25 protein-coding genes and 1 tRNA gene are annotated in these 26,397 nt (G+C 40.6%); 19 read left to right on the forward strand and 7 right to left on the reverse strand.

Going from position 1 to position 26,397, the window contains the following annotated elements:
* Positions 1-5: 5 nt before the first annotated feature.
* Positions 6-1,499: an ammonia-forming nitrite reductase cytochrome c552 subunit gene (gene nrfA, locus L5B76_RS06810; RefSeq protein ID WP_370445361.1), complete on the reverse strand. Its 1,494-nt coding sequence runs from the start codon at positions 1,497-1,499 to the stop codon at positions 6-8.
* Positions 1,500-1,964: 465 nt separating this feature from the next.
* On the opposite strand from nrfA, the gene rhlB reads away from it, so the two are divergent.
* The 10 genes from rhlB to lipA all read left to right on the forward strand — a co-directional run bounded on the left by rhlB (position 1,965) and on the right by lipA (position 11,358).
* Positions 1,965-3,212 carry an ATP-dependent RNA helicase RhlB gene (gene rhlB / locus L5B76_RS06815; protein ID WP_265754778.1) on the forward strand — a complete coding sequence of 416 codons (1,248 nt, stop codon included), beginning with the start codon at positions 1,965-1,967 and terminating at the stop codon, positions 3,210-3,212.
* Positions 3,213-3,361: 149 nt separating this feature from the next.
* The gene (gene rsfS / locus L5B76_RS06820; RefSeq protein ID WP_103853974.1) at positions 3,362-3,673 is read left to right on the forward strand and encodes a ribosome silencing factor; all 312 of its coding nucleotides are present in this window, start codon (positions 3,362-3,364) and stop codon (positions 3,671-3,673) included.
* Positions 3,674-4,141 (forward strand): 23S rRNA (pseudouridine(1915)-N(3))-methyltransferase RlmH, encoded by a 468-nt coding sequence (gene rlmH / locus L5B76_RS06825; RefSeq protein ID WP_265754780.1) that lies wholly within the window; start codon positions 3,674-3,676, stop codon positions 4,139-4,141. It abuts the gene before it with no gap.
* Between the two features lie 3 nt (positions 4,142-4,144).
* Complete coding sequence (gene mrdA / locus L5B76_RS06830) at positions 4,145-6,082, forward strand: penicillin-binding protein 2 (protein ID WP_265754781.1); 1,938 nt, start codon at positions 4,145-4,147, stop codon at positions 6,080-6,082.
* On the forward strand, positions 6,082-7,197 hold the full coding sequence (gene rodA, locus L5B76_RS06835; RefSeq protein ID WP_265754782.1) for a rod shape-determining protein RodA: 1,116 nt from the start codon (positions 6,082-6,084) through the stop codon (positions 7,195-7,197). The genes mrdA and rodA overlap by 1 nt, the downstream gene beginning before the upstream one ends.
* A 38-nt stretch (positions 7,198-7,235) precedes the next feature.
* On the forward strand, positions 7,236-8,093 hold the full coding sequence (locus L5B76_RS06840) for a septal ring lytic transglycosylase RlpA family protein (RefSeq protein ID WP_265754783.1): 858 nt from the start codon (positions 7,236-7,238) through the stop codon (positions 8,091-8,093).
* Between the two features lie 20 nt (positions 8,094-8,113).
* Complete coding sequence (locus tag L5B76_RS06845; protein ID WP_265755536.1) at positions 8,114-9,301, forward strand: serine hydrolase; 1,188 nt, start codon at positions 8,114-8,116, stop codon at positions 9,299-9,301.
* Positions 9,302-9,395: 94 nt separating this feature from the next.
* Positions 9,396-9,698: a DUF493 family protein YbeD gene (gene ybeD / locus L5B76_RS06850; protein ID WP_103853968.1), complete on the forward strand. Its 303-nt coding sequence runs from the start codon at positions 9,396-9,398 to the stop codon at positions 9,696-9,698.
* A 26-nt stretch (positions 9,699-9,724) separates the two neighbouring features.
* Positions 9,725-10,378, forward strand: a complete 654-nt coding sequence (lipB, locus tag L5B76_RS06855; RefSeq protein ID WP_103853967.1) for a lipoyl(octanoyl) transferase LipB — start codon at positions 9,725-9,727, stop codon at positions 10,376-10,378.
* Positions 10,379-10,395: 17 nt separating this feature from the next.
* Positions 10,396-11,358, forward strand: a complete 963-nt coding sequence (gene lipA / locus L5B76_RS06860) for a lipoyl synthase (RefSeq protein WP_265754784.1) — start codon at positions 10,396-10,398, stop codon at positions 11,356-11,358.
* Positions 11,359-11,485: 127 nt separating this feature from the next.
* Here lipA and L5B76_RS06865 read toward each other — a convergent pair whose 3' ends face one another.
* The gene (locus L5B76_RS06865; RefSeq protein WP_265754785.1) at positions 11,486-11,641 is read right to left on the reverse strand and encodes a hypothetical protein; all 156 of its coding nucleotides are present in this window, start codon (positions 11,639-11,641) and stop codon (positions 11,486-11,488) included.
* 277 nt (positions 11,642-11,918) lie between these two features.
* Here L5B76_RS06865 and rho point away from each other — a divergent pair, with 277 nt between their 5' ends.
* From rho to adk, 3 genes are all read left to right on the forward strand, one after another.
* Positions 11,919-13,181, forward strand: coding sequence for a transcription termination factor Rho (gene rho, locus L5B76_RS06870; RefSeq protein WP_265754786.1), 1,263 nt, complete (start codon positions 11,919-11,921; stop codon positions 13,179-13,181).
* Between the two features lie 148 nt (positions 13,182-13,329).
* Positions 13,330-13,419: transfer RNA gene (locus L5B76_RS06875), tRNA-Ser, on the forward strand.
* 203 nt (positions 13,420-13,622) lie between these two features.
* Entirely contained in the window at positions 13,623-14,267 is a 645-nt protein-coding gene (gene adk / locus L5B76_RS06880; protein WP_115249303.1) for an adenylate kinase, read from the forward strand.
* Positions 14,268-14,325: 58 nt separating this feature from the next.
* Here adk and L5B76_RS06885 read toward each other — a convergent pair whose 3' ends face one another.
* Together L5B76_RS06885 and L5B76_RS06890 are read right to left on the reverse strand one after the other, a co-directional pair.
* Positions 14,326-15,534 (reverse strand): IS256 family transposase, encoded by a 1,209-nt coding sequence (locus tag L5B76_RS06885; RefSeq protein ID WP_265754787.1) that lies wholly within the window; start codon positions 15,532-15,534, stop codon positions 14,326-14,328.
* A 93-nt stretch (positions 15,535-15,627) separates the two neighbouring features.
* Positions 15,628-17,286 (reverse strand): bifunctional metallophosphatase/5'-nucleotidase, encoded by a 1,659-nt coding sequence (locus tag L5B76_RS06890; RefSeq protein ID WP_265754788.1) that lies wholly within the window; start codon positions 17,284-17,286, stop codon positions 15,628-15,630.
* A gap of 150 nt (positions 17,287-17,436) precedes the next feature.
* Between L5B76_RS06890 and L5B76_RS06895 the strand changes: the two genes are divergently transcribed.
* The gene (locus L5B76_RS06895; RefSeq protein ID WP_265754789.1) at positions 17,437-17,760 is read left to right on the forward strand and encodes an HI1450 family dsDNA-mimic protein; all 324 of its coding nucleotides are present in this window, start codon (positions 17,437-17,439) and stop codon (positions 17,758-17,760) included.
* A 56-nt stretch (positions 17,761-17,816) separates the two neighbouring features.
* On the opposite strand, the gene L5B76_RS06900 is transcribed toward L5B76_RS06895, so the two are convergent.
* Positions 17,817-18,026, reverse strand: a complete 210-nt coding sequence (locus tag L5B76_RS06900; RefSeq protein ID WP_115249300.1) for a cold-shock protein — start codon at positions 18,024-18,026, stop codon at positions 17,817-17,819.
* A 180-nt stretch (positions 18,027-18,206) separates the two neighbouring features.
* A complete protein-coding gene (mpl, locus tag L5B76_RS06905) occupies positions 18,207-19,571 on the reverse strand; it encodes a UDP-N-acetylmuramate:L-alanyl-gamma-D-glutamyl-meso-diaminopimelate ligase (RefSeq protein ID WP_265754791.1) in 1,365 nt (454 codons plus the stop codon).
* Positions 19,572-19,720: 149 nt separating this feature from the next.
* Here mpl and fbp point away from each other — a divergent pair, with 149 nt between their 5' ends.
* Together fbp and L5B76_RS06915 are read left to right on the forward strand one after the other, a co-directional pair.
* The gene (gene fbp / locus L5B76_RS06910) at positions 19,721-20,713 is read left to right on the forward strand and encodes a class 1 fructose-bisphosphatase (protein WP_265754792.1); all 993 of its coding nucleotides are present in this window, start codon (positions 19,721-19,723) and stop codon (positions 20,711-20,713) included.
* 373 nt (positions 20,714-21,086) lie between these two features.
* On the forward strand, positions 21,087-22,319 hold the full coding sequence (locus tag L5B76_RS06915; protein ID WP_265754793.1) for a serine/threonine transporter: 1,233 nt from the start codon (positions 21,087-21,089) through the stop codon (positions 22,317-22,319).
* A 338-nt stretch (positions 22,320-22,657) separates the two neighbouring features.
* On the opposite strand, the gene L5B76_RS06920 is transcribed toward L5B76_RS06915, so the two are convergent.
* Positions 22,658-23,146 carry a DNA-binding protein gene (locus tag L5B76_RS06920; protein ID WP_265754794.1) on the reverse strand — a complete coding sequence of 163 codons (489 nt, stop codon included), beginning with the start codon at positions 23,144-23,146 and terminating at the stop codon, positions 22,658-22,660.
* A gap of 226 nt (positions 23,147-23,372) precedes the next feature.
* Between L5B76_RS06920 and L5B76_RS06925 the strand changes: the two genes are divergently transcribed.
* From L5B76_RS06925 to L5B76_RS06935, 3 genes are read left to right on the forward strand one after another with little or no spacing between them, the layout of a single operon-like run.
* Entirely contained in the window at positions 23,373-23,606 is a 234-nt protein-coding gene (locus L5B76_RS06925; RefSeq protein WP_268738885.1) for a helix-turn-helix domain-containing protein, read from the forward strand.
* Complete coding sequence (locus L5B76_RS06930) at positions 23,597-25,582, forward strand: transposase domain-containing protein (protein ID WP_265754795.1); 1,986 nt, start codon at positions 23,597-23,599, stop codon at positions 25,580-25,582. Before L5B76_RS06925 ends, L5B76_RS06930 begins: the two co-directional genes overlap by 10 nt.
* Positions 25,515-26,090, forward strand: a complete 576-nt coding sequence (locus tag L5B76_RS06935) for a DUF3486 family protein (RefSeq protein ID WP_265754796.1) — start codon at positions 25,515-25,517, stop codon at positions 26,088-26,090. Before L5B76_RS06930 ends, L5B76_RS06935 begins: the two co-directional genes overlap by 68 nt.
* Positions 26,091-26,397 lie beyond the last annotated feature (307 nt).

Raw genomic sequence — 26,397 nt, forward strand, 5'->3', positions numbered from 1 at the left:
TTGGCTTATTTTGCTGGTGGAGCTTTCTCCATTAAGCCTTTTTCTAACGCTTCTTTATTCCATTGTGGAACAACTTCTTTGAGGAATTTCGCTTTCGCTGCACGTTCTTTTTCAATATCAATGCCCATTGCTTTCCACGCATTTTCAGCTGTTGAAATATCTGGGTAATTGATTGGCTGTTTCACACCGTGTTTGGTGAGAATAATGGCTAATTTAGTACGTGCATCAGCAATACGATCTAAGCCTGTTGCAATGGTTTTTAAGATAATATCTGGTGCGTGAATATGACCACCGTGGCCCGCAGCAGAATAATCCCAACGCCATTGTGCGTGACGGATAGCTTGTAATGCTGGTTTCATTTCTTCTTCTGTTGCACCTGCGTCCCAAGCCGCTTTCGCTTCAAAGTGTGCTTTCACGATTTGGTCTTCAAGTTTAATCATCACGTCTTTGATGTCTTTTTTATGACCTGCTACCACTTTGGTTAAAGTTTCTTTACTTTGATCGTGGCAGTTTGCACAGGTGTTTTCAAAAGAATCCAGCGGATTACCAATTTTGTGGTCCGTGTAAACTTTACCATCAGCCCCTTGTACTTTTGGCATATGGCAATCCACACAGGTTACGCCATTTTTACCGTGTGTCCCTTGTAACCAAGTTTCATAGTCTGGGTGCTGTGCTTTTAACATTGGTGTTTTAGAGATAGAGTGAATCCAATCGTAGAATTCGATATTGTCATAGTATTGTTCCATACTATCCACATCTACCCCTTTCATCCAAGGGAATACCACATTGTTTACCACTTTTTTATCAAAGTAATATTCAACGTGACAGTTAGCACAAATTGCGCCACGTTTGTCTGTTTTATCTAAATGAGCGAAGTCTTTTCCGATCGCATCTAAGGCGCGTAAAACGTGCGGACGAGCGATGCGTAAAGCAGGTTTACCTTCTGCAAAATCTTTTGATGTAGTGTCGTGACAGTCAGCACAGCCGATAGAATTTACCACTTCAGCGCCACCTTTTGCCCATTTGCCGTTGAAGTATTCTTCTTCACCCCATTCAGCAATTAAACGTGGCACATCTGGGCCTTTACACGTCCAGCACGCCATTGGTTGTGGGCCGCTGTTAGCATCAAACGGCGCACCTGTACGCAAAATATTGCGCACGTCAGTTACGGTATAGAAGTGACCACGCGGTTTGTTATATTCTTTTGAGAACGCATAACCGCCCCACATTACGATCATTCTAGGATCAACTTCAATTGCCGGAACAATTTCCGTAGATTCTGCAGTTGCAGCCCAACTGTTATATTGTTTTGGATATTTTTCAGCAAATTGTTCACTGATTGCTTGAATTTTCAAATCAGGATTTGGTTTTGCTAATTCCTCACGAGTTGGAGCTCGCTTTTCTGCTACACTATTATCTGCCGCCATCAAAGGTTGCGCAGACACTAAAGTCAATCCAGCAATCGCCAGAGAAGCTAAAGTTTTTCTGAAAATGTTCACGATAATTACTCCATACATTGATCAATGTTGTACAACAAATAAACTTAAGCAATAAATGATAATTTTTCTCATTAAAAACAATATGATAATGAATTAAGAGAAAGTTTTTCACGCTTAAAAATAACAAATTCATTCTCATTTTTCAGCGCTATTTTGCTATTTTTTGCGTTTGATCAATGTTTTTATTAGGAATAACCTTTTTGAGTTATTTTTGCTACACAAAAATAACCCTTAAGAGTTATCAAAATCCTAGGAAATTTGCCTTTTCTAAGCATAACGGGGTAATTTATTCTTGCTACAAAACAAAATAAGAAGTAATAAAAAACAACCAATAAATGCTACATTTTTAACCACGCTTTATTTATTGCTTTTTTAGAGAGAAAAGAAGAATTTTTGGGGATTTCTGCCCTTCGTGCTATGCTTAGTACAATTTTTTCTCATACAATCGAAAATAGTCAGATAACTATGCAAAATGATCATTTAACTCAGCAACGTTTTGCTGATTTACCACTAAATCCAAGCGTATTACAGTGTTTAGAAAAAAACGGTTTTAAATACTGCACGCCAATCCAAGCCCTTTCTTTGCCAATCACCCTTGCAGGGCGTGATGTAGCAGGGCAAGCGCAAACAGGCACCGGCAAAACAATGGCCTTTCTCACCGCCACCTTTCATCATTTATTAAGCGAAAATTCGCAGCATAATGCCACGCAACCGCGTGCGTTAATTTTAGCGCCCACGCGCGAGCTTGCCGTGCAAATTAGCAATGATGGCGCGGCGCTCTCACAAGCCACAGGACTAAAAATGGGGCTAGCTTATGGGGGTGATGGCTACGATAAACAGCTTAAAGTGATTGAGCAAGGCATTGATATTTTAATCGGCACAACAGGACGCGTGATTGATTACGTCAAACAAGGCATTATTCGCTTAACGGATATTGAAGTGGTGGTGCTAGATGAAGCAGATCGAATGTTCGATCTAGGCTTTATCAAAGATATTCGCTACTTACTGCGAAAATGTCCGCCCCCTGCTGAACGCTTAACAATGCTCTTTTCCGCGACTCTTTCTTATAAAGTGCGTGAGCTTGCTTTTGAAGATATGAATGATCCTGAGTATGTGGAAGTTGAACCGCTGCAAAAAACAGGCCACCGTATTAAAGAAGAACTGTTTTATCCGTCTAACCAAGACAAAATGGCGTTATTAATGACATTGTTGGAAGAAGAATGGCCTGAGCGTTGCATTATTTTCGCGAACACCAAACATCGCTGCGAAGAAATTTGGGGCTATTTAGCCGCTGATGGACATCGTGTGGGGCTGCTCACAGGCGATGTGGCACAGAAAAAACGCCTTGCCTTATTACAGCAATTCACTGAAGGCAAATTAGATATTTTAGTGGCCACCGATGTTGCCGCGCGTGGCTTGCATATTCCTGATGTTACGCACGTTTTCAACTATGATTTGCCTGATGATCGCGAAGATTATGTGCATCGCATTGGCCGCACAGGGCGCGCAGGCGAAAGCGGCGTTTCCATTAGTTTTGCTTGTGAAGAATATGCAATGAATTTACCTGCCATTGAAGAATATATTGGCCATTCCATTCCAGTGAGCCAATATGATCCGCAAGCGCTACTCAGTGATTTGCCAAAACCTTACCGCAAACGCACTGGGCAAAGCCATTATCAAAATAATAAACGCAATTTTAAAAAGCGTTATTAATCTCAAAAAATCGCCAAAATTCCACCGCACTTTTATAAACAAAACATAAACAAGAAAAGTGCGGTGATTTTTTCTATTATTTCTGTTTTATCTCGTGATAGAATTGACAGATTTTTAACACACAAATTTAATGAGCGATAATATTTCGTATGACAACATTAGTAGATTTTTTAATTAACAAATTAGACGATTTAAAAGCCGTTGATATTTTGCATTTAGATGTGCAAGGCAAATCAAGCGTAACGGATAATATGATTATTTGCACAGGCACATCAAGCCGTCATATTAGTTCTTTGGCGCAAAAACTGATTGATGAAAGCAAACAAGCAGGTTTTGAATCTTTTGGTGAAGAAGGTAAAGCCACCGCAGATTGGGTGGTGGTCGATTTCGGGCAAGCGATGGTGCATATTATGCAAGCAGACAGCCGTGAAATGTATCAATTAGAGAAACTTTGGGGCTAAATGAAAATCCAATTAATTGCGGTAGGCACAAAAATGCCTGCTTGGGTCGCCACAGGCTTCGAAGAATATCAACGCCGTTTCCCAAAGGATATGCCCTTTGAGCTAATCGAAATCCCTGCGGGCAAACGTGGCAAAAATGCGGACATTAAACGCATTTTGGAGCAAGAAGGCAAAGCAATGCTGGCGGCTTGTGGGCGCAATAAGATTGTGACCTTAGACATTCCCGGTAAGCCTTGGACAACCGAACAACTGGCACAACAGCTGGAGGGTTGGAAAAATGATGGACGAGATTTATGCCTATTGATCGGCGGGCCTGAAGGTTTATCGCCAGAATGTAAAGCTGCCGCCGAACAAAGCTGGTCGCTTTCCCCTTTAACCTTACCCCACCCTTTAGTGCGCGTGGTGGTGGCGGAGAGTTTGTATCGTGCTTGGTCGATTACTACCAATCACCCTTATCATCGAGAGTAATCAATGGATTTAAAGAAATTGCTTTCTCAGCCAACAATGGAGCCGATCCGCGATAAAAAAGCGGAGCGTAACCTGTTTATTCGCCGCGCCTTAGTGTCTTTTTTAGGCGTGCTTGGGCTGTCTGCAATTTTGCTCACCAATTTATATCATCTGCAAATCGTCAATTATGACACTTATCAAACCCGTTCTAACGGTAACCGTATCAAATTATTGCCGTTGCCACCAACACGCGGTTTGATTTACGATCGCTATGGCAAATTGCTTGCCGAAAATCTCACCTTTTTTGGCTTATACATCGTGCCAGAAAAAGTGGAAAATTTAGACCGCACTTTTGAACAGCTCAAGCAAATGGTAGGGTTAAATGAAGACGATATTGCGAATTTTAAGAAAGAACGCCGCCGTTCTTCGCGCTATACGTCCATTTTACTCAAGCCTGATCTCACCGAAGAACAGATCGCACGTTTTGCGGTAAATCAGCATCAATTCCCGAGTTTATCCGTTAAACCTTATTTTAAACGTCATTATTTGTACGGCGAACCGCTCACCCATATTTTAGGTTATGTGGCAAAAATTAATGATAAAGATGTGGAACGCCTGAAAAAAGAAGACAAATATGCCAATTATGCTGGCTCGCACAATATCGGCAAGCTAGGTATTGAACGCTATTACGAAGAACAATTACACGGTGAAGTGGGCTTTGAAGAAGTAGAAATTAACAACCGTGGTAAGGTGATTCGTAAATTACGCGAACAGCCTGCGGTGGCGGGTAAAAGCATTCATCTCACCATTGATTTAGAATTGCAACGTTATATCACTGATCTGTTAGCGGGACATAAAGGCGCGGTGGTGGTGCTAGATCCAAAAGACAGCAGCATTTTAGCGATGGTTTCAACCCCAAGTTATGATAATAACCTTTTCGTTGATGGCATTTCAGGTAAAGATTACAAACGCCTGCTTGAAGATCCTGAGCGTCCGCTTTATAGCCGTGTTACGCAAGGGGCTTATCCGCCAGCTTCTACGGTAAAACCGTTTATTGCGGTAGCTGGTTTGCAAGAAGCCTTGATCACGCCAAGCACAACGGTGTTTGATCCGGGCTATTGGATGTTGCCAAATAGCACCAAACGTTTCCGTGACTGGAAAAAATCAGGCCACGGTTATACGGATCTCAATAAAGCGATTACCGAATCTTCCGATACTTACTTTTATCAGCTCGCTTACAATATGGGGATTGATAAACTTTCTGGTTGGATGAAAGCCTTTGGTTTTGGTATGCCAACGGGTTTAGATATTCGTGAAGAAACCTCGGCAATTATGCCTTCGCGCGAATGGAAACAAAAACGGTATAAAAAACCTTGGCTACAGGGTGATACCATTTCCGTGGGTATTGGACAAGGCTATTGGACAGCAACGCCATTGCAAGTGGCAAAGGCCTTAGCTATCTTGATTAATAATGGCAAAGTAAACACACCGCACTTAATGAAAGGGGTGGAAGGCTCTTTCTTTGAACCTTACAAAGATCCCTTGTTATATCCCGACATTGAAGCCAATGATAGCTATTGGGCACAAGCCAAACGCGGTATGTATAACGTGATTAATGCGAGCAACGGGACAGGGCGTAAAGCCTTTGCTGGCACGAACTATCACGTTGCAGGAAAATCAGGCACAGCACAGGTTTTCAGCTTAAAAGAAAACCAAACCTATAACGCAAAATCACTGAGCAAAGAATTGCACGATCACGCGTGGTTCATTGGCTACGCCCCTTATGAAAATCCGAAAATTGTGGTTTCTGTGATTTTAGAAAATGCCGGTGGTGGCGGTAGCAACGCAGGCCCAGTGGTAAGAAAAATTATGGATTACTATCTTAATCAGCGTCTTCCACAAGTAAGCCGAATGGAAAATAAACAGAACGAAACACAACCCCAACAAGAGGAAACAGAATAATGAGTGAAAAGAAAATCTGGCTCAACTTGTGGCAGCGTTTACACATTGATTTCTGGTTATTTATTGGTCTTGTGATTATTTCCGCCTATGGGCTATTAGTGCTATACAGCGCTTCAGGTGGCAATGAAGTGATGTTCCGCAACCGTATCATTCAAGTTACCCTTGGCTTTGTGGTGATGTTTGTTATGGCACAACTTTCCCCGCGTTTTTATCAGGGCATTGCCCCTTATTTATTTGGTGTGGGCATAGTATTGCTGATTCTAGTAGATTTGGTGGGAACAACCAGTAAAGGTGCGCAGCGTTGGTTAGATCTCGGTTTATTCCGTTTTCAGCCTTCGGAAATCGTCAAACTGGCCGTGCCATTAATGGTGGCGGTGTATTTAGGCAAACGTCCGCTTCCACCCACTTTAAAACATACCTTTATCGCGCTCTTTATTATTATTGTGCCTACCCTATTGGTTGCCATTCAGCCTGATTTAGGCACATCAATTCTGGTAAGTGCGTCTGGAATTTTCGTTGTTTTTCTGGCCGGAATGAGCTGGTGGCTGATTTTAATTGCGGTGATTGGGCTGGCTGGTTTTATCCCTATAATGTGGTTTTACCTAATGCACGATTATCAACGCACAAGGGTGCTAACCTTACTTGATCCAGAAAAAGATCCCCTTGGCGCGGGTTATCATATTTTGCAATCAAAAATTGCCATTGGTTCAGGCGGTATTTGGGGCAAAGGTTGGATGCAAGGCACGCAATCCCAACTAGAATTTTTGCCTGAACCACATACCGATTTTATTTTTGCCGTATTAAGTGAAGAACACGGAATGGCTGGCTTTGCCATTTTGATGTGCCTTTATTTATTTATTGTGGCAAGAGGTTTGATGATTGGTGTTGAAGCACAAAATGCTTTCGGTCGCACCCTTGTTGGTGCATTGACCCTGATCTTTTTTGTTTATGTTTTTGTGAATATTGGAATGGTGAGCGGCATTTTACCCGTGGTGGGCGTGCCGCTCCCGTTAATGAGCTATGGAGGGACTTCTTTTGTAACATTAATGGCAGGTTTTGGCTTGATTATGTCAATCCACACCCACAAAGAACATTTTTTTAAAGGAACTAAATAAATCTTTTTTACTCTGACTAACTATTTAATAAGACACAAATGAAAATGAAATTTACCTTCTTACTTAAACTTAGCGCGGCACTTGTATTTTTAGTTGCCAGCGCAAACAGCCACGCAGAAACACACAAGTTATATGGCGTAAAAGGCGCAGCCTTAACACACAAACCTGTTAGCGAAAAAAATTATTCTTATGTAGTCAAAGGGGTAACCTATAGCACCAAACATAAGAAAGATGCGAAACATTATCGTCAAGAAGGCGTTGCCAGTTACTATCACAGAATGTTTGCTGGGCGCAAAACGTCAAATGGCGAATATTACAATCCAAACAGTTACACCGCCGCCCATAAAACTTTGCCCCTAAACTCTTATGCACTGGTTACTAACCTGCGTAATGGCAAAAAAGTGGTGGTGCGAATTAATGATCGTGGCCCATTCGTAAAAGGCAGAATTATCGATCTTTCACGCAAAGCGGCAAATCAGCTAGGTATCGTACATAGTGGCTTAGGTAAAGTACGCGTTGAAGCGATGTATGTTGATCGTAATGGGAAAATCTCAGGTGCGGGCGCAAATTCTTTAGCCAAAATGGCAAAAACGGCGGAAGCTAAAAAACGTCTGGTGGTTTCACCTAACGCAAGCAAAGGAAAAAGTGCGGTTAATTCTAAGAAAATTCCTTCTGGTTATCAGCTAAAAATGCTCGATTTAAGCAAATCTCAAGCGCAAGAAATCGTGAAAAAAGCAAAAAAGATGAAAATTGACGCACAAATGATTTCCCATAAGAAAAAATATGAAGTACGCTTTGGCGCAGTAAAAACTAAGAAACAGGCACAAACGCTAAAAAGCAAATTACACCGCCTTAATCGCACCAAACCAATTGTGATTTCTAGCTATAAAAACTAACTTAAATTTAGGAAAAAATGATGTTAAAACAAATTGTTAAGAAAACAAAGATCGCATTTTTAACTGCCACATTAGGAGCAAGCCAAAATCTTTTTGCAGAAGATATTCAATACGGCATTGCCGCACCACAACTTAATGCGCAAACCTATATTTTAATGGATTACAATTCTGGTGCGGTGTTAGCAGCATTTAACCCTGATCAACGCCAATACCCTGCTTCACTCACCAAAATGATGACAAGCTATGTAGTGGGTGATGCGTTAAAACAAGGCAAAATCCACGATACGGATATGGTTACCATTGGTAATAGCGCTTGGGGTAAAAATTTCCCAGGTTCATCAAAAATGTTCCTAAATTTAAACCAACAGGTTTCCGTTGCCGATCTTAACCGCGGGATCATTGTGGTATCGGGCAATGATGCTTGTGTGGCAATGGCGGAACACGTTTCAGGCTCAACACAAAATTTCATCAATGCAATGAATAAATATGTGGAACAGTTTGGTCTAAAAAATACCCATTTCACCACCGTACACGGCTTAGATGACGAAAATCAATATTCTTCCGCCCGTGATATGGCATTAATTGGGGCGCATATCATTCGTGATTTACCTGAAGAATACAAAATCTATGCGGAAAAAGAATTCACTTTCAACAAAATCCGCCAACCAAATCGCAATGGCTTATTGTGGGATAAAACCCTTAAAGTTGATGGTATGAAAACAGGGCATACCGATAAAGCGGGCTATAATCTCGTAGCATCTGCCACAGGTAATGGCAATATGCGTTTAATTTCAGTTGTAATGGGCGTGCCAACTTACAAAGGCCGTGAAATTGAAAGCAAGAAATTATTGCAATGGGGATTTGCTAACTTTGAAACCTTCAAAGCCTTAGAAGCCAACAAAACCGTTTCTGAACAAAGCGTTTATTATGGCGATAACAGCAAAGTACAACTTGGCGTGCTGCAAGATCAATTTATCACCTTGCCAAAAGGTCGCCAAGCGGAAGTGAAAGCCCGTTATGATTTAGATAAAAAATACCTTGAAGCGCCATTGGCGAAAGGTCAAGTGGTAGGAAAAATCACCTATCAGCTTGATGGCAAAGACATTGCTAAAGTGGATTTACAAGTAATGAACAATGTTGAAGAAGGCGGTTTCTTCGGCAAAATCTGGGATTGGTTAGTGCTAACTGTAAAAAGTTTATTCAGCTAAACTTGAAATTGGTAAAATCTTCCCAATCTAAAGCTCAAATGGCCGCACTAATCAAAGTGCGGTCTAAATTTTTAACAAATTTGAGGACAAAAAAATGGCAGAACAAGAAAAAGTCGTGAAACTTGAAGATATTCCACAAAAGCAACTTAAAGATCTTCTTGAATTCCCTTGTGATTTCACCTTCAAAGTGGTAGGTGCAAACCGTCCAGATTTAGCCGATGATGTGATCGCTGTGGTACAAAAATATGCCAAAGGTGATTATAATCCGCGTGAAAATGTGAGCGGAAAAGGCACATACAAATCCATTTCAGTGGATATTGTGGCTGAAAATATTGAGCAAGTGGAAACCCTTTATAGCGAACTTGCCAAAATTGATGGCGTAAGAATGGTGCTTTAATCTGCATAAACAATAAGGTAAAGGCGATGACCCAATCCATTATTATCCGCCAACTTGGCGTGCAAGATTATCAAGAAATTTGGCATAAAATGCAGCAATTTACTGATAATCGTGATGAAAATACCCAAGATGAAATCTGGCTCGTTCAGCACCCTGCGGTGTTCACCCAAGGGTCTGCGGGCAAGCCTGAACATTTATTGCAACAAAGCGCGATCCCTGTGGTGCAATCAGATCGTGGCGGACAAATCACCTATCACGGATTGGGTCAGCAAGTTATGTATGTGCTGATCGACATTAAACGCCTAAAAGCACAAGGCAAAGATCTCAATGTACGCCAACTGGTTACCGCCCTTGAGCAATCGGTGGTGCAAACGCTGGCAGATTACGGCATTGAAGGCTATCCCAAAGCCGATGCACCAGGGGTGTATGTGGACGGCAAAAAAATCTGCTCGCTCGGTTTACGCATTCGCAAAGGCTGTTCTTTCCACGGTTTAGCGCTAAATATTAATATGGATCTTACGCCTTTCTTATACATTAACCCCTGTGGTTATGCAGGGCTTGAAATGTGTCAAATGGCAGATTTTATCCCGCAAGAAGAAGCACAGCCAGACAAGGTTTCGCCCAAATTAGTTACACACTTCACCCAATTATTGGGGTATAATTCCGTAACAAATTCTTAACAAAAATAGGAGCGTTAATGGCAACGCCTTTTAAAATGGAACGTGGCGTAAAATATCGTGATGCCGCAAAAACTTCCATTATCCCAGTAAAAAATATTGATCCCAACCAGCCTTTATTGAAAAAGCCTGAGTGGATGAAAATCAAACTGCCAGCCAATTCAGCCAAAATTGATAGCATCAAAAATGGAATGCGCCGCCACGGCTTGCATTCAGTGTGTGAAGAAGCATCTTGCCCTAACTTGCACGAATGTTTTAACCACGGCACGGCAACCTTTATGATCTTAGGTGCAATTTGTACGCGCCGCTGCCCATTCTGTGATGTGGCACACGGCAAGCCTTTACCGCCTGATCCTGACGAACCACGCAAATTAGCCGAAACTATTCAGGATATGAAATTACGTTATGTGGTGATCACTTCAGTGGATCGCGATGATCTGCCTGACCGTGGTGCTGGCCACTTCGCCGAATGTGTGAAAGAAATCCGCGCGCTTAATCCAGGGATCAAAATTGAAATCCTTGTGCCTGATTTCCGTGGACGCATCGAACAAGCGCTAGAAAAATTAAAAGATAATCCACCAGATGTGTTCAACCACAATTTGGAAAATGTGCCACGCTTGTATCGTGATATTCGCCCGGGGGCAGATTATGAATGGTCGCTCAAATTATTGCGTGAGTTCAAAGCAATGTTCCCTGATATTCCAACCAAATCAGGCTTAATGGTGGGCTTAGGCGAAACCAACGAAGAAATTTTGCAAGTAATGCAAGATTTACGCACCAACGGCGTAACAATGCTTACACTCGGGCAATATTTACAACCAAGCCGCCATCATTTACCAGTCGCGCGTTATGTTCCGCCTGAAGAATTTGACGAGTTCCGTGATAAAGCCAATGAAATGGGCTTTGAACACGCCGCCTGCGGGCCTTTCGTGCGTTCTTCTTACCACGCTGATCTCCAAGCCAGCGGCGGATTGGTGAAATAATCTAGCAACTAAATGACTCTAATACAAAGAGGGGTAGAAAATTTCAAGATTTTTCACCGCTCTTTTTCTCCATAATAAAAACCCCGCAAAATAAAGTGAGTGCGGGGCTTTTTTGCAATTTTTTCAATTAGGCTTGGGCGATATGACCTTGATCTAAATGCACCACATCAACTTGATTATTCGGTGTAACTTGGAAGGCTTGACCAAAACCTTTAACGAATAATCCTTGCTGTGGGATCAAATGAAATAGCGAAAAATCTTGGAATTGAACCAATTCTTGCATCACCTTGCTACTTTGAAAACCTTAATATCAGTAATTAAGTGATAACATAAGATAGCATAAGAATGGTAAGATCAAGCGGAATACATTAAGATTATCTGACAATGTTTATGCGATTTATTACTGTATTACTGTTTAGCCCTAACTAGCCAATTTTTTTATTATTTACCCCTTTATTTTCTAGACATCACCGCTATTTAATGGTAACTTTACGCCCATTCTATGTTCAAATATCTTCATTACAAATTCATTTTCCAATCTAACAACATTTCAAATTATTATGCATTTAACAGAACTTAAAAATATGCCTGTTTCCGAGCTGGTAAAACTCGGTGAAGAACAAATGGGTTTAGAAAATCTAGCCCGCTTACGCAAACAAGATATTGTTTTTGCCATTTTAAAACAGCACGCCAAAAGTGGTGAGGATATTTTCGGTGGTGGTGTGTTAGAAATCCTGCCTGATGGCTTTGGTTTCTTACGTTCCGCTGACAGCTCCTACCTTGCTGGCCCTGATGATATCTATGTTTCTCCAAGCCAAATTCGCCGTTTCAATTTACAAACTGGGGATAAAATTGAAGGTAAAATTCGCCCACCAAAAGAAGGCGAGCGTTATTTTGCCCTACTCAAAGTTGATCGCGTTAATGACGACAAGCCTGAAGTTTCTCGTAGCAAAATCTTATTTGAAAATTTAACGCCACTTCACGCTAACTCCCGTTTAAGAATGGAACGTGGTAACGGCTCAACAGAAGATTTAACCGCTCGTATTTTAGATTTAGCCTCCCCTATCGGCAAAGGGCAACGTGGCTTGATTGTTGCGCCGCCAAAAGCGGGGAAAACAATGTTGCTACAAAATATTGCACAGAGCATCACCCATAATTATCCTGAATGTGTGCTTATCGTGTTATTAATTGACGAACGTCCAGAAGAAGTAACCGAAATGCAGCGCTCGGTAAAAGGTGAAGTAATTGCTTCAACCTTTGATGAACCCGCCTCACGCCACGTTCAAGTTGCTGAAATGGTTATCGAAAAAGCAAAACGTTTAGTTGAACATAAAAAAGATGTGGTGATTTTATTAGATAGTATCACGCGTCTTGCCCGAGCTTATAACACCGTAACCCCTGCTTCAGGTAAAATCCTTTCTGGTGGTGTGGATGCCAATGCGTTACATCGTCCAAAACGTTTCTTCGGTGCAGCGCGTAACGTGGAAGAAGGCGGAAGTTTAACCATTATTGCCACCGCACTTGTAGATACAGGGTCAAAAATGGATGAAGTGATCTTTGAAGAATTTAAAGGCACGGGGAATATGGAGCTCCATCTTTCACGTAAAATCGCTGAAAAACGCGTGTTCCCAGCTATTGACTTTAACCGTTCAGGAACGCGTAAAGAAGACTTACTCACCACCCCTGACGAACTACAAAAAATGTGGATTCTACGCAAAATCCTTAATCCAATGGGTGAAGTGGAAGCAATGGAATTCCTTATTGACAAACTCGCCGTTGCCAAAACTAACGAAGAGTTTTTCGAGATTATGAAGCGTTCTTAATATGAAAAATAGCACGTTAAACATTTAGACGTGCTATTTTTTTAATAAAAACAATGGTCAATTGAACTAAAAACAATCAAACGAATCAATTTTAAAAAGAATTGATTGACTTGAATATCAGAAATCTCTAATATACGCCTCGTTCCACGGAGGAATGGTCGAGTGGTTGAAGGCACCGGTCTTGAAAACCGGCGAGGGTTTACGCCCTCCAAGAGTTCGAATCTCTTTTCCTCCGCCATATTCTAAGAAGCCGTAAGTAAAATACTTACGGCTTTTTTCTTTTTACCAAGCAAAAACTGATAACGCCCCAATAAAGTGCGGTGCTTTTTTACTGTCTTTTCTCGCAACTAAAATAAATTTGATTGCTTGTATAATGGGAGTCTTGAGTTTTAACGCTATTAAGGGTATGTTATATCAACTTTTTTTATAACTGAGGTGAGTATGAAAATTATCCTTTTAGGTGCGCCAGGTGCAGGAAAAGGCACGCAAGCACAATTTATTATGAACAAATTTGGTATTCCACAAATTTCTACGGGTGATATGTTACGCGCGGCAATTAAAGCGGGAACAGAATTAGGCAAACAAGCGAAAACCTTAATGGACGCAGGACAGCTTGTGCCAGATGATTTAATTATTTCGCTTGTGAAAGAGCGTGTTGCACAAGATGATTGCGCAAAAGGCTTTTTATTAGATGGCTTCCCGCGCACTATTCCGCAAGCGGACGCCTTAAAAAACGCCGGTATTAGCATTGATTATGTGTTGGAATTTGATGTACCAGATGAAGTGATTGTTGAGCGTATGAGCGGTCGCCGTGTTCACCAAGCTTCTGGACGTACTTACCACGTTGTGTATAACCCGCCAAAAGTAGAAGGCAAAGATGATATAACAGGTGAAGATTTAATTATCCGTGCTGATGACAAGCCTGAAACCGTGTTAGATCGCTTGAAAGTGTATCACAACACCACCAAGCCATTGGTAGATTACTATCAGGCTGAGGCCAAAGCAGGCAATACAAAATATTTCCGCTTAGATGGCACACAAAAAGTGGAAGAAGTAAGCGCAGAATTAGATAAAATTTTAGCTTAAAATTATTAAAGGGGATAACGGACCCTATCCCAAATTCTGTGTAAACACCCATTTCAACTTAACGGTGATCGTCGAGGCGATCACCAAAATCAATCATAAAACGATTCATTGCCTGTTTCCAGTTTTGAATCGGCATTGTCCATTTCTTTGACACATCTTTCATCGCCAGCCATATTACCTTGAACACCGACTCATCCGTCGGGAATACATTGCGTTTTTTAATGACTCGCCGAATCACGCTATTGAGTGACTCCACCGCATTGGTGGTATAAATCGCTTTGCGAATATCCGACGGATAATCAAAAAATGTCGCGATATTCGCCCAATTCTCCTCCCAACCTCTCGCTACAAGCGGGTATTTTTCCTGCCATTTTTGCGAAAGTGCGGTCAAATTCTCGCGTGCTTGCATCTCCGTCGGGGCTTGATACACCTGTTTTAAATCCGCAGTCACCGCCTTGTAATCTTTCCATGACACATATTTCAAACTATTACGCACCAAATGCACAATGCAAAGCTGAATCTTGGTTTGGGGATAAACGGCATTAATGGCGTCAGGAAAGCCTTTTAAACCGTCCACACACGCAATTAAAATGTCTTTTAAACCGCGATTTTGCAGCTCTGTTAGCACGTTTGCCCAGAACTTCGCGCCTTCGTTTTCGGCAATCCAGAGTCCGAGTAATTCTTTATGCCCCTCCAAATTCACACCCAACGCCACAAAGACGGACTTGTTGATAATCCGCCCGTCTTGACGCACTTTGACCACGATGCAATCCAAATAAACAATCGGATACACCGCATCAAGCGGGCGATTTTGCCATTCCAAGACGCGCTCTTTAACCGAATCTGTCACGCGAGAAATCAAGCTCGTTGACACATCAGCATCATAGAGTTCTTTGAACATTTCGACGATTTCTTGATTGCTTAAGCCTTTGGCATATAAGGCGATAATCTGCTCGTCCATTCCGGTAATTCGGGTTTGGTTTTTCTTGATAAGCTGCGGTTCAAAGGTGCCCTCACGGTCACGAGGGGTATCAATTTCCATTTCACCCTCATCACACATCACAGTTTTGGACGTATAGCCGTTACGCGCATTTTTGCCTTTTCGTGGCTGATGTTTTTCATAACCAAGGTGGTCAGTCAGTTCCGCGTTTAGGGCTGCTTCGACCGTGATTTTTTTGAGCATTCGAGAAAACTGATTAAGGTCTTCCGGCGTTTTGAGGTGTTTGGCAAATTCTGCTGCCAAGGCGTGGAGTTGTTTTTCGTTCATAATAAAATACCTGTATCTAATGTATTATCTCAGAAACAGGCATTTACACAAATTGTGGGAGAGGCTCGGATAACGTATTATCCCCTTTTTCATTTAGTCTAATCCCACAATTTTCCAACGATGATGACTTTTTCCATCAATTTTTCCGCCTTTCACTTGGCTAATATAATTAATCATCATATTTTGGATTGTTCCGTTTTCTTGCCCTAAAGCAACTTTCGATTCCCATAATACTGGAATTTCTTGACCATCAAATATTCCGCCTTTTTTACTTAATTGTCCAAAACGATATGAATTCATTCCTACTTTTACTTTCATATCATCTGTAATAGCGCGTCCGTCCGCTAGCTTCAGATTTACGATTTTATGGCCTTTAGGATTTCTTAAATCAATTTCATAACTTACGCCACCAAATAAATCAAAGGTAACATATTTTGATTTTGCTCGCTTTGAATTGTAGCGATAAGCTTTATCACCAGCTTCAAGGGTATCAAAATAATCTGCAGACCATTCCATATATTGTTTTAATTGTTTGCCTGTCATTTCATAAACTGTGACATCTCCACCCGCATAGCGATAATTATAGATAATATCTTTTTTCTTAATTGGCCCTTTTTCTAACCGCACTTTTTGATGATCAAAGGCAAAAGAAACCACGTCTGCGTGACTATAATATTGCTGAACATCGTGGATAAAGGAAGATAATCCAGTATCTTGGGAAAATGCCACTGAAACCCCATAATTTTCACCTTGTGGAACCATAGAGTTTTCAGTTTCTCCAATAACAACGTTATTTAAACGGCGAAGCTCATCATGATAAGGCTGATAAATTTTGACAATTTCCTCGTCTGCCTGAATATCTTTCACAGGTACCGTTTTTGCTGTTTTATTTAATAATTTTACTTTTTCTTTTTCAACATCAAAAACGAGATCAACTTCAGATACGACCGTTCCATAGCGATGAGGTTCTGTGATCAACGTATCTTTGATTGTTACACTAGGAATATTCTTGTGCATATGTCCCGCAATAATCACATCAATACCATCGACTGAATTCACCAAATCGGCCACACCTGTTTGTGGAATATTGTTTTCATTTTCAATTCCCATATGTGCTAATACAACAATAGCATCGACACCTTGTTTTTTTAATTCTATGATTTGCTTTTTCGTTTCTTCAATTGGTGAACTAAAAGTCATTGCATCAAGGTAGCCGGTATCTAATTCAAAAGTCGCTGACATCGGTGTAGTTAAACCAATAAAACCAATTTTTACGCCATCTTTTTCAATAATTTTTGTTGGCGAAAGGTAACGGCGACCATCCTTATAGTAGAAATTCGCTGCAAGCTTTTCTGCTTGCATATCTTTCAGAATTTCATCTAAAGCTGTCATACCAAAATTAAATTCATGATTACCTAAAATGAAAATATCATATTTCATTTGATTCAATACTTTAGGAATCGGATTATCTTTATAATATTCAGGACTTTTAGCAAAAACCTCCACTTGATTATCCTGAATGGCATCGCCAATATCGACTAGCACAACATTTGGATTATGCTTACGAACCTCATTGATATAAGAAGAAATCTGTGCATAAGAACCTGAAGAATCAGCAATATCTGCCCCATAGCTCCACGGAACAACTCTACCGTGAACATCAGAAGTACCCAAAATTTTTATATTAACTTCTTTAGCAATAGTCATATTCACTGCGGATACCATAAAAAGAGCGGTAAGAATTTTTTTCATTTTAAACTCCAATAACATAATGAAAAATAAAGGAATATCATTCTACGATAAATTTATTGCTATTTCTTAGATAAAAATGTGATCTCCATCACAGATGTTATAACCTACTGAATGTGCTATGATAATCTTTTTTACTCTTGGACATAAAAAATGACTGAATCTATTAAAAAATTAGATCCTGATGCGGCGATTGATATTGCTTATGATATTTTTCTTGAAATGGCTGCGGAAAATCTTGATCCAGCGGATATTTTATTATTCAACTTAGAATTTGAACAACGTGGTGCGGTGGAGTTTGTTGAAACCGCCGATGACTGGGAGCAAGAAATTGGTGTATTAATTGATCCTGAAGAGTATGCGGAAGTTTGGATTGGGCTTGTTGATGATAATGATGAAATGACCGATATTTTTGCCAAATTTCTCATTTCACATCGAGAAGAGGATCGGGAATATCACATCATTTGGAAAAAATAATTTACTAGAAAAGAAAAAACCATCACATTTTAGTGATGGTTTATTTTATTCGGGAATTAAGCTAAAACCATTACATTTTCTGCTTTTTTTCCTCTTTTATCATCAATAATATCAAACTCCACGGCTTGACCTTCTTTTAAGGTGCGGAATCCTTTAGATTGAATTGCTGAGAAATGTACAAACACTTCTTCTCCACCTTCTGATTGTAAAAAACCAAACCCTTTTGTTTCATTGAACCATTTAACGGTTCCATTATTTTTAGACATTGTAAATCCTAAGTTAAATCTAATCTTAGATAACGCAATAATATTATGATGATAAAATAAAAAACTTTAAATATAGCCACAGATTATTGATTGTTATCTCTACTGCTTAAAAAGCAAAGCCATAGTAACAGCATATAGCTAAAATAGCACCTTTTATTTTCAATAAATCTCATTTATTTTTTAATTGGCTAATTTATCAAGTAATTTTTGATGAATACCACCAAAACTACCATTTGACATCACTAAAATGTGATCGCTTGGTTTGGCTTCTGCCACAATCATATCCACTAATTTATCTAAATTTGCTGTCCAGCTAGCTGGTTGAACGCATTGGTTGGCGATTTCCACCACGTCCCACGGAATGTTGTCTGGCTGTAATAAAAAGATATGATCAGCGCGTGCCAGTGCTGGTGCTAGCTCATCTTTATGAACGCCCATTTTCATTGTGTTGGAACGAGGTTCTAACACCGCCAGAATACGCACACCGCCGCCCACTTTATCGCGAAGTGCGGTTAAAGTTGCGAGAATTTCTGCAGGGTGATGGGCAAAATCATCATACACGCTAATGCCATTCACTTCGCCTTTTAGCTCTAAACGGCGTTTTGCATTAATGAAACTGCCTAAAGCGGCGCAGGCATTTTTAATCGACACGCCTGCGTGATATGCCGCCGCAATTGCCATTAATGCGTTATGCATATTATGTTGTCCAACAATATTCCATTTCACTTCTGCCACTTTTTCGCCAAAATGATACACAGAAAACTCGGTGCAATCATTGGTGATGCGTTCGGCATACCATTCCTGCCCTTCTCCCAAGAATTGCTGTTCCGACCAACAGCCCATTTCTAAGGTTTCTTTTACACTTTGTTCATTGGCGAAAGATAAAATGCGTCCACTTGCCGGAATGGTACGGATCATATGATGAAATTGGCGTTGGATTGCTTTGAGATCATCAAAAATATCCGCGTGATCAAAACCAATGTTATTGATAATCAAAGTTTTTGGATTGTAGTGAATAAATTTCGAGCGTTTATCAAAAAATGCGGTGTCATATTCGTCGGCTTCAATGACAAAAAATGGGCTTTCACCTAAACGGGCAGATGTACCAAAATTGCCCGCAATGCCACCGATTAAAAAGCCGGGGTTTAGTCCATTTTTCTCTAAAATCCAGCTGAGCATACCTGTTGTAGTGGTTTTCCCGTGCGTGCCAGAAACCGCCAACACCCAGCGATCACGCAATAAGTTATCGTGCAACCACTGCGGCCCTGAAGTATAGGGTAAACCATTCTCAAGCACATATTCCACGCAAGGATTGCCACGTTTCATTGCATTACCAATTAACACCAAATCTGGCGCTGGCTCAAGCTGAGCTGGATCATAATTAGGGATAATTTCAATTTGATTTTCTTGTAAAAAAGTACTCATTGGCGGATACACATTAACATCCGATCCCGTTACTTTATATCCCATCTGTTTGGCAATAATCGCCACACCGCCCATAAACGTGCCGCAAATTCCAAGAATATGAATATGTTTTTGTGTCATTTTTTTTATCTCTTATACAAAAAACGAAAATAAAATGTGCCTGAGATCACAAACTCAGTAGGAGATTATTTCTCTTGCTCAAAGGCTAGCTATAATAAATCAACTCTTTCAAACTGTACAATGTATTCATTCAAAAATAAGGATAAATTATGAAAACGTTAGGGCAATTTATTGTTGAAAAGCAAGCGGAATATCCCAATGCAAAAGGCGAACTTTCGGGCATTCTTTCTTCTATTCGTTTAGTGGCGAAAGTGATCCACCGTGATATTAACAAAGCAGGGCTAACCAATAACATTATTGGTAACTCTGGCGTGGAGAATGTGCAAGGCGAAGTGCAAATGAAGTTAGATTTATTTGCTCACAACACAATGAAACAAGCCCTCATTGCACGCGAAGAAGTGGCAGGATTTGCTTCCGAAGAAGAAGAAAATTTTGTTGCTTTTGATACCGAACGCGGACGCAATGCGAAATATGTGATTTTAACCGATCCCTTAGACGGCTCATCAAATATTGATGTGAATGTTGCCGTTGGCACGATTTTTTCTATTTACCGCCGCGTTTCCCCTATCGGCACGCCAGTAACCTTAGAAGATTTTTTACAACCAGGGCATCGCCAAGTGGCAGCAGGTTACATTGTTTATGGTTCCTCAACAATGTTAGTTTACACCACAGGAAATGGGGTAAACGGCTTTACTTACGATCCGTCCTTGGGCGTATTCTGCCTTTCGCACGAAAATATCCAAATGCCAGCAAGCGGCAAAATTTATTCCATTAACGAAGGGCAATATCTCAAATTCCCATTAGGGGTGAAAAAATACATTAAATACTGCCAAGAAGAAGACAAAGCTACTCAACGCCCTTATACATCACGCTATATTGGCTCTTTGGTGTCTGACTTCCACCGCAATTTATTGAAAGGCGGTATTTATATTTATCCAAGCGCCACAAACTATCCAAATGGCAAACTTCGCCTACTTTATGAAGGCAACCCAATGGCATTTTTAGCCGAACAAGCAGGCGGCCTTGCCACTGATGGCTATCAACGCATTTTAGATATTCAGCCAACGGAATTACACCAACGCTCACCGCTCTTTGTTGGCTCAAAAGAAATGGTGGAAAAAGCACAAAGTTTTATGGATTAAGAACGATTATTCTGAATTTAAAGCGTTGCACAAAAAGTGCGGCGCTTTTTTTATTTTTATTTCTCATTTATCACATAAAACGAAACCTTTCTATTTATCCTAACTCACTGTAAAAATTAGAAAAATTTTCACCGCACTTTTTACGCAGTGATAAAAGAAAGAATTTAAACATAAAATGAAAGCCTATCCGCATTAATCTCACAAAAAAATGTTAATAAATCGTAACTAACTATCTATTTTCTAAGCAATTATTTTTTAGCCAAACGATTGCCTTCACAATTTTGATATTTTGTTCCACATAAAATTTTTATGCGCTATATCATCTGCAAGGGTTAATTTCCTGCCAAATGCTGATGAAAGGAGCGCAACAATAATGTTTAAAACAACAATAACAAACAAATTCGATTTACTTTGGACGTTAAATTTATTCGGCACGGCCGTAGGAGCTGGGGTGCTGTTTTTACCCATCAATGCTGGAATGGGCGGATTTTGGCCGTTAATCGCCATTATGCTGTTGGTTGGGCCGATGACTTATTTCTCACACCGTGCGTTATCTCGCTTTGTACTGTCATCTTCTAAACCCGGCAGCGATATTACAGAAGTAGTAGAAGAACATTTTGGACAAGGCGCAGGGAAAATTATCACCCTACTCTACTTTTTCGCCATTTTTCCTATTTTATTAATTTATGGTAATGGCATTACCAATACGGTGGAATCCTTTATTGTCAACCAGTTAGGGCTAGGCGCACCGAACCGCATTTTGCTTTCTTTCATTTTGATTGCAAGCCTGATTTCGGTAATGCTAATGAGCGAAAAAATAATGCTCAAAATGACCGAATTTTTGGTCTATCCCCTTGTTTTTATTTTATTTTCGCTTTCCATTTATTTAATTCCGCAATGGAATACGGCAATGCTTCACCAAATGCCTGACGCCACCAGTTTTATTAGCACGCTGTGGATCACCATTCCGGTGTTAGTGTTTTCTTTTAATCATTCCCCTGCGATTTCTTGCTTTTCGCAATCGCAACAACGGGAATACAAATTGCCAGAGCTGACCGAATGCCACGCAAGCCAAGCATTGAAAAACACCTCAACCTTACTACTATTTTTCGTGATGTTTTTCGTGTTTAGCTGCGTGCTAACTCTTACCCCAGAAGATTTAGTGCAAGCCAAAGCGCAAAATATCAGTATCCTTTCCTTTTTAGCCAATAAATTTGATAACCCTTATATTTCCTACTTTGGCCCTTTAGTGGCATTTCTTGCTATTACCAGCTCTTTCTTTGGCCATTATTTAGGCGCGCGAGAAGGCATTCAAGGGCTGTATTTAAAATTTTCGGGCAAACAAGATATTACGAATCGAAAAAAATTGAATTTTTTCACCGCACTTTTCTTTTTATTGACCTTATGGGCGGTGGCAATTATCAATCCAAGTATTCTTGGTTTAATTGAATCCATTGGTGGGCCAATTATCGCCGCAATTCTGTTTTTAATGCCAATGTATGCCATTCAAAAAGTGCCTGCGATGGCGCGTTATCAAGGCTATGCTAGCAATGTTTTCGTTACCGTGATGGGAATGATTGCAATCTCAGCTGTAACCAACCACTAAAAGTGAGAAATTAGGACTTATGTTGAATTAAACGGAATTAAGTGGTCGGAAGTCTTATAGAGTAAGGGGTTAAGAGAGTTTAGCCCCTTTTTTATTGAGAGAAATTTAAAGATGAGAAAATGAGAAAAATTAGCTGATTAGAGCCAGTTTAACCGCTTAAAGTGAGAAACACAGATCCAAATTTAAAAGCGTTTAAATGACGTTTAAATTTATATGGCTAGCGTTTAATTATTTAGAGTTACCCCACCTTGAAAAATCAAAGAAACCTTTTTATTATCAAATTATTAGGTGCTTAAAATTCAAAAATAAGCACCTTAGATGGCTTTTTGTCTGAAACCTTAGGCTACGGCACAAACCTCAACCGTGGTCTGGCTCTCTTTTTGTTCCTTTTCAGTCTGGGTTGCTAACGCTTCAGCTGTTGCCAACAAGCCAACTTGCCTATCCTTATTGCACCGCCTAAACGCACACACAAGCTGCCATTCGTCATTCGTTAAACCCTCTGGCGGTTTAGGCGAAACAAAGCCTTGTGCCTTAGTTTCAAGGGCTTGCAGCTTGTTTTCTAGCTGATCTATGCGTTTTTGTAAATCGTCTTGGCTTAGCTGTACAGGGTTATCAGGTTCTTTTGTTAAGGGTTCAGAAAAGCCCAAAGCTTGCTGTACAGAAATAGGCATATCACCAACATAATATTCAAATACTTTGCCTTTTATGCCATTAATCCGACGTCGCTGCCACCCTTCCTTTTTTGCCCTATATGTAATTCCCTGAATGGTATCTGGCATATCAGGATTGCCTAATAGGTGTTTTAATTCTATCCATCTTTCTTTCATACAAAGCACCTTGTTTTAAAGGATAGCTTTAAAACAGAGAGGGAAATAAATCTATTTATAAATCAATTAGATAATTAAAATTACCTAAAAATTTTAATTTTTTTGATTTAAAGTTATTGCTTTAAAGCTAAAAGTGTTTTAAAGTAGTTTTAAAGTTAAGTGTAACACTGTCGGTTTACACTAAAGACTTAATCCTTAACTATCTCATAAAAGCAAGAAGAGGTAAATGGTGGAAGAAAAAGATTGGAGTAATAAAAAAATTGTTTATGAGCTTCACGAAAGAAATATCACATTAGAGTTTCTTTCTAAGAAAGCAGGTCTAGCTCCCTCGACATTAAAAAATGCATTAAGAGTAAGTTATCCAAAAGGGGAGCGAATTATTGCTGAGGCTATTGGGGTTGATCCTAAAACAATATGGCCATCTCGTTATTACGCTAGGGAAAATCGGTTATGTGGATAACAATTCAAGATTTATTACCTCTTGAATGCACGCCAAAAACATCTCAAGGGATAATTTATCAAGCAAAATCTCAAGGTTGGGAAAAACGTAGAAAAGAAGGTGTAAAAGGAAAAGTATTTGAATACGCCTTCACCTCCCTACCCCAAGAAGTCCAAGCAGAATATTTGCTTAAAAACAGCAAGCCATCAAAACAAAGTGCGGTGGAAAAACAGGCTGAAAAGCAAATGAGTGAAAGTGCGTGGAATGTATTGTCATCAGCCACGTTTGAACAAGAAAAACGAGCTGAACGCCGTTTTCAAGCGGTGTTAAAGCTCGCAGGGTTAGTTGAAAACAAAATGCCATTAATGCAAGCAATGGCAAAAGTGGTTGAATTTTATGCCAATAGCGAAGGTGAAAAAGTCAGTCAAGGTAGCCTAAAACGCTGGTGGTATAAGGTGAAAAAGCAACCGCAAGGCAATTGGCTGCCCCTGTTGCTTGATCGTGTTGAACGAGATTGTTCCAGCCGATTTGCTGAAATTTCAGAGAACGCGTGGAAATTCTTTTTGAAAGATTACTTACGCGAAAGCAAACCTAAATTCAGCGTGTGTTATTACCGTTTAACCCTTGCCGCTGAAGAAAACGGCTGGGAAATACCAAGCCTAACTAGCTTAAAACGGAAACTACACCGCGAATTTACTCCTGCAGAGCTGGCACTTGCTCGCGGTGGGGAACACGAACTCAGGGAATTAACCGCACCGCAAGTGCGTACGGTGGTGGATTTAGACGCCTACGAAATCGTCAATGGTGATGGCTATCAGCATAACGTTTGGGTGAATTGGTATGGCGAGGGGCGTAAGCCTATCCGACCAAAAACGTGGTTTTGGCAAGATGTGCGTACACGTCGCATTTTGGCGTACTGCGTGGACGATAGCGAAAACGGCGATCAAATTCGCCAAGCCACTTTAAGAATGATTAAACAATACGGTATCCCGAAAACCATTTTAATGGATAACACCCGTGCCGCGTCAGATAAGCAAACCACGCAACAACGTAAACGTGGCAAGCACGCAAAAGACGGTGTAGTGATTGATGGCATGTTAGATCGCCTTGGTATCAAAGTTATCCGCACCTTGGTGTTTAAAGGCAGGGGGAATGGACGAGGCAAGCCGATAGAACGGGCATTTAGACGAGATAGCCTACCCGCTTATATTGATGATGATCAACGATTACGCACCTTTTTTACAGGTTGGAGCGTAGCCGAAAAGCCCGAAAGCTATCAATGCAAAGTGGGGGCAGATAAAGCCTTATTTTTAGAGATTTTAGAACAAGGCGTGCGGCTTTGGAATGACAAAGCGGATCGTGAAACGGAATTAGGACAAGGCATTTACAGCGCCAACCAATTATGGGAACGCGATTACGCCAAAACCAAGCAAGTTTTTGCCACCGATGAACAACTACGTCAGCTAATGATGCTCGGTGAAAGCACGAAAGTAGATAAACACGGACGCTTTACCTTAAAAGCAGGTTATGTCTTACACAATCAGAAGAACATTTACGAAGCCACCGCATTAGTGGGCAGCAATATCGGCAATGTGATTGTGCGTTATGACCCTGACAACTTGCACGGCACCGTCCACCTTTACGACCTGAATGGCGTGTATTTATGTGATGCCGAATGTGTAGTGAAAACCGCCTTTAACAGCGAAGAAGGCGCAAGAATACAGAAACGGCTTACTAATGAGAACCGTCGTATCGCTAAGAAAATGGTGGAAAACCACGAAAAACTTAGCGACCACGAAATGGATCAATATCGCAAGCGGTTTGATAAACCTGATGCAGATTTTGTTGAGCCAGAAGAACGTTTACCACTGCAATGGACACAATGGAAAGATGGTTCAACCGTACGCCAAGTGGAAACCTTGGCAGAAGATGAAACCAACGAATTTGAACAAGGCTGGGCGTGCAAGCAAAGTGGATTTATTGCCGCCGAATATTAAAACCCAGCTCGCAATGATGTTGCGCGATAAGCAGTTTTCACAAGCGGAAATCTTAGAAGAAATTAATGACCTGATCCGTGATTGTGGCTTACCTGAAACAGCCTTGTTAAGCAAAACAGGGCTTAACCGTTACGCCAGCCGAATGGAAAAAATGGGGGCGAAAATCCGTCAATCTCGTGAAATAGCAGAAATCTGGACAAAACAATTTGGTGAGGCACCACAGTCTGATATTGGCAAAATGTTGATGGAAATTGTTAAAAACATTGCCTTTGAAACCTCACTTGGAATGAGTGAGGACGGTAGTGCTGATCCGAAGTCTATTGCGCTACTCTCTGCTGCAGTACAACGTTTAGAGCAGGCAGAAAGTCTGAGTTTTAAACGTGAGCAGGCTATCCGTCAAGAAACCATCAAGCGTGCGGCGGAAGCGGTAGAAGAAGCCGCAAAAGAAACAGGGGTGAGTATGGACGATGTAACAAAAATGGTGAAAGCAGTCTATGGCATCGAATAACACGGTTCGCCTAGGAAAAGGTATCAACTATAACAGCGAACCAAATAAGCGTTATCGCTGTTACTCTAGTTCGGTCATTCTTGTTTCTAGTGTATCAATACGCCCCACCTCTTTAGCAATGGTTTCTAATACTTTATTAATGGCTTTTTCAGTTGGTTTTTTCATTGTTTATTCTCCTGTTTTTGTGCTGGGGACATCATTGCTCTGTATGGGGAAAGAGTAAAGTTGAAATAAGCGGTAGTGAGTCTGAGTGGTTAGGAATAAAACTGGAGAAGTATGGAGGTCTATTTCAGAAAATTTAAAGGTG

It is taken from the genome of Avibacterium sp. 21-594 (genome assembly GCF_026226815.1).
GTDB classification, from domain to species: Bacteria; Pseudomonadota; Gammaproteobacteria; order Enterobacterales; family Pasteurellaceae; genus Avibacterium; species Avibacterium avium.

Bases quoted from the DNA above. Each gene is read 5' to 3' on its own strand.
- rhlB (WP_265754778.1), top strand. From the start codon at position 1,965: ATGCAAAATGATCATTTAACTCAGCAACGTTTTGCTGATTTACCACTA.
- rsfS (WP_103853974.1), top strand. From the start codon at position 3,362: ATGACAACATTAGTAGATTTTTTAATTAACAAATTAGACGATTTAAAA.
- rlmH (WP_265754780.1), top strand. From the start codon at position 3,674: ATGAAAATCCAATTAATTGCGGTAGGCACAAAAATGCCTGCTTGGGTC.
- mrdA (WP_265754781.1), top strand. From the start codon at position 4,145: ATGGATTTAAAGAAATTGCTTTCTCAGCCAACAATGGAGCCGATCCGC.
- rodA (WP_265754782.1), top strand. From the start codon at position 6,082: ATGAGTGAAAAGAAAATCTGGCTCAACTTGTGGCAGCGTTTACACATT.
- L5B76_RS06840 (WP_265754783.1), top strand. From the start codon at position 7,236: ATGAAAATGAAATTTACCTTCTTACTTAAACTTAGCGCGGCACTTGTA.
- L5B76_RS06845 (WP_265755536.1), top strand. From the start codon at position 8,114: ATGTTAAAACAAATTGTTAAGAAAACAAAGATCGCATTTTTAACTGCC.
- ybeD (WP_103853968.1), top strand. From the start codon at position 9,396: ATGGCAGAACAAGAAAAAGTCGTGAAACTTGAAGATATTCCACAAAAG.
- lipB (WP_103853967.1), top strand. From the start codon at position 9,725: ATGACCCAATCCATTATTATCCGCCAACTTGGCGTGCAAGATTATCAA.
- lipA (WP_265754784.1), top strand. From the start codon at position 10,396: ATGGCAACGCCTTTTAAAATGGAACGTGGCGTAAAATATCGTGATGCC.
- L5B76_RS06865 (WP_265754785.1), bottom strand. From the start codon at position 11,641: ATGCAAGAATTGGTTCAATTCCAAGATTTTTCGCTATTTCATTTGATC.
- rho (WP_265754786.1), top strand. From the start codon at position 11,919: ATGCATTTAACAGAACTTAAAAATATGCCTGTTTCCGAGCTGGTAAAA.
- adk (WP_115249303.1), top strand. From the start codon at position 13,623: ATGAAAATTATCCTTTTAGGTGCGCCAGGTGCAGGAAAAGGCACGCAA.
- L5B76_RS06885 (WP_265754787.1), bottom strand. From the start codon at position 15,534: ATGAACGAAAAACAACTCCACGCCTTGGCAGCAGAATTTGCCAAACAC.
- L5B76_RS06890 (WP_265754788.1), bottom strand. From the start codon at position 17,286: ATGAAAAAAATTCTTACCGCTCTTTTTATGGTATCCGCAGTGAATATG.
- L5B76_RS06895 (WP_265754789.1), top strand. From the start codon at position 17,437: ATGACTGAATCTATTAAAAAATTAGATCCTGATGCGGCGATTGATATT.
- L5B76_RS06900 (WP_115249300.1), bottom strand. From the start codon at position 18,026: ATGTCTAAAAATAATGGAACCGTTAAATGGTTCAATGAAACAAAAGGG.
- mpl (WP_265754791.1), bottom strand. From the start codon at position 19,571: ATGACACAAAAACATATTCATATTCTTGGAATTTGCGGCACGTTTATG.
- fbp (WP_265754792.1), top strand. From the start codon at position 19,721: ATGAAAACGTTAGGGCAATTTATTGTTGAAAAGCAAGCGGAATATCCC.
- L5B76_RS06915 (WP_265754793.1), top strand. From the start codon at position 21,087: ATGTTTAAAACAACAATAACAAACAAATTCGATTTACTTTGGACGTTA.
- L5B76_RS06920 (WP_265754794.1), bottom strand. From the start codon at position 23,146: ATGAAAGAAAGATGGATAGAATTAAAACACCTATTAGGCAATCCTGAT.
- L5B76_RS06925 (WP_268738885.1), top strand. From the start codon at position 23,373: ATGGTGGAAGAAAAAGATTGGAGTAATAAAAAAATTGTTTATGAGCTT.
- L5B76_RS06930 (WP_265754795.1), top strand. From the start codon at position 23,597: ATGTGGATAACAATTCAAGATTTATTACCTCTTGAATGCACGCCAAAA.
- L5B76_RS06935 (WP_265754796.1), top strand. From the start codon at position 25,515: ATGAAACCAACGAATTTGAACAAGGCTGGGCGTGCAAGCAAAGTGGAT.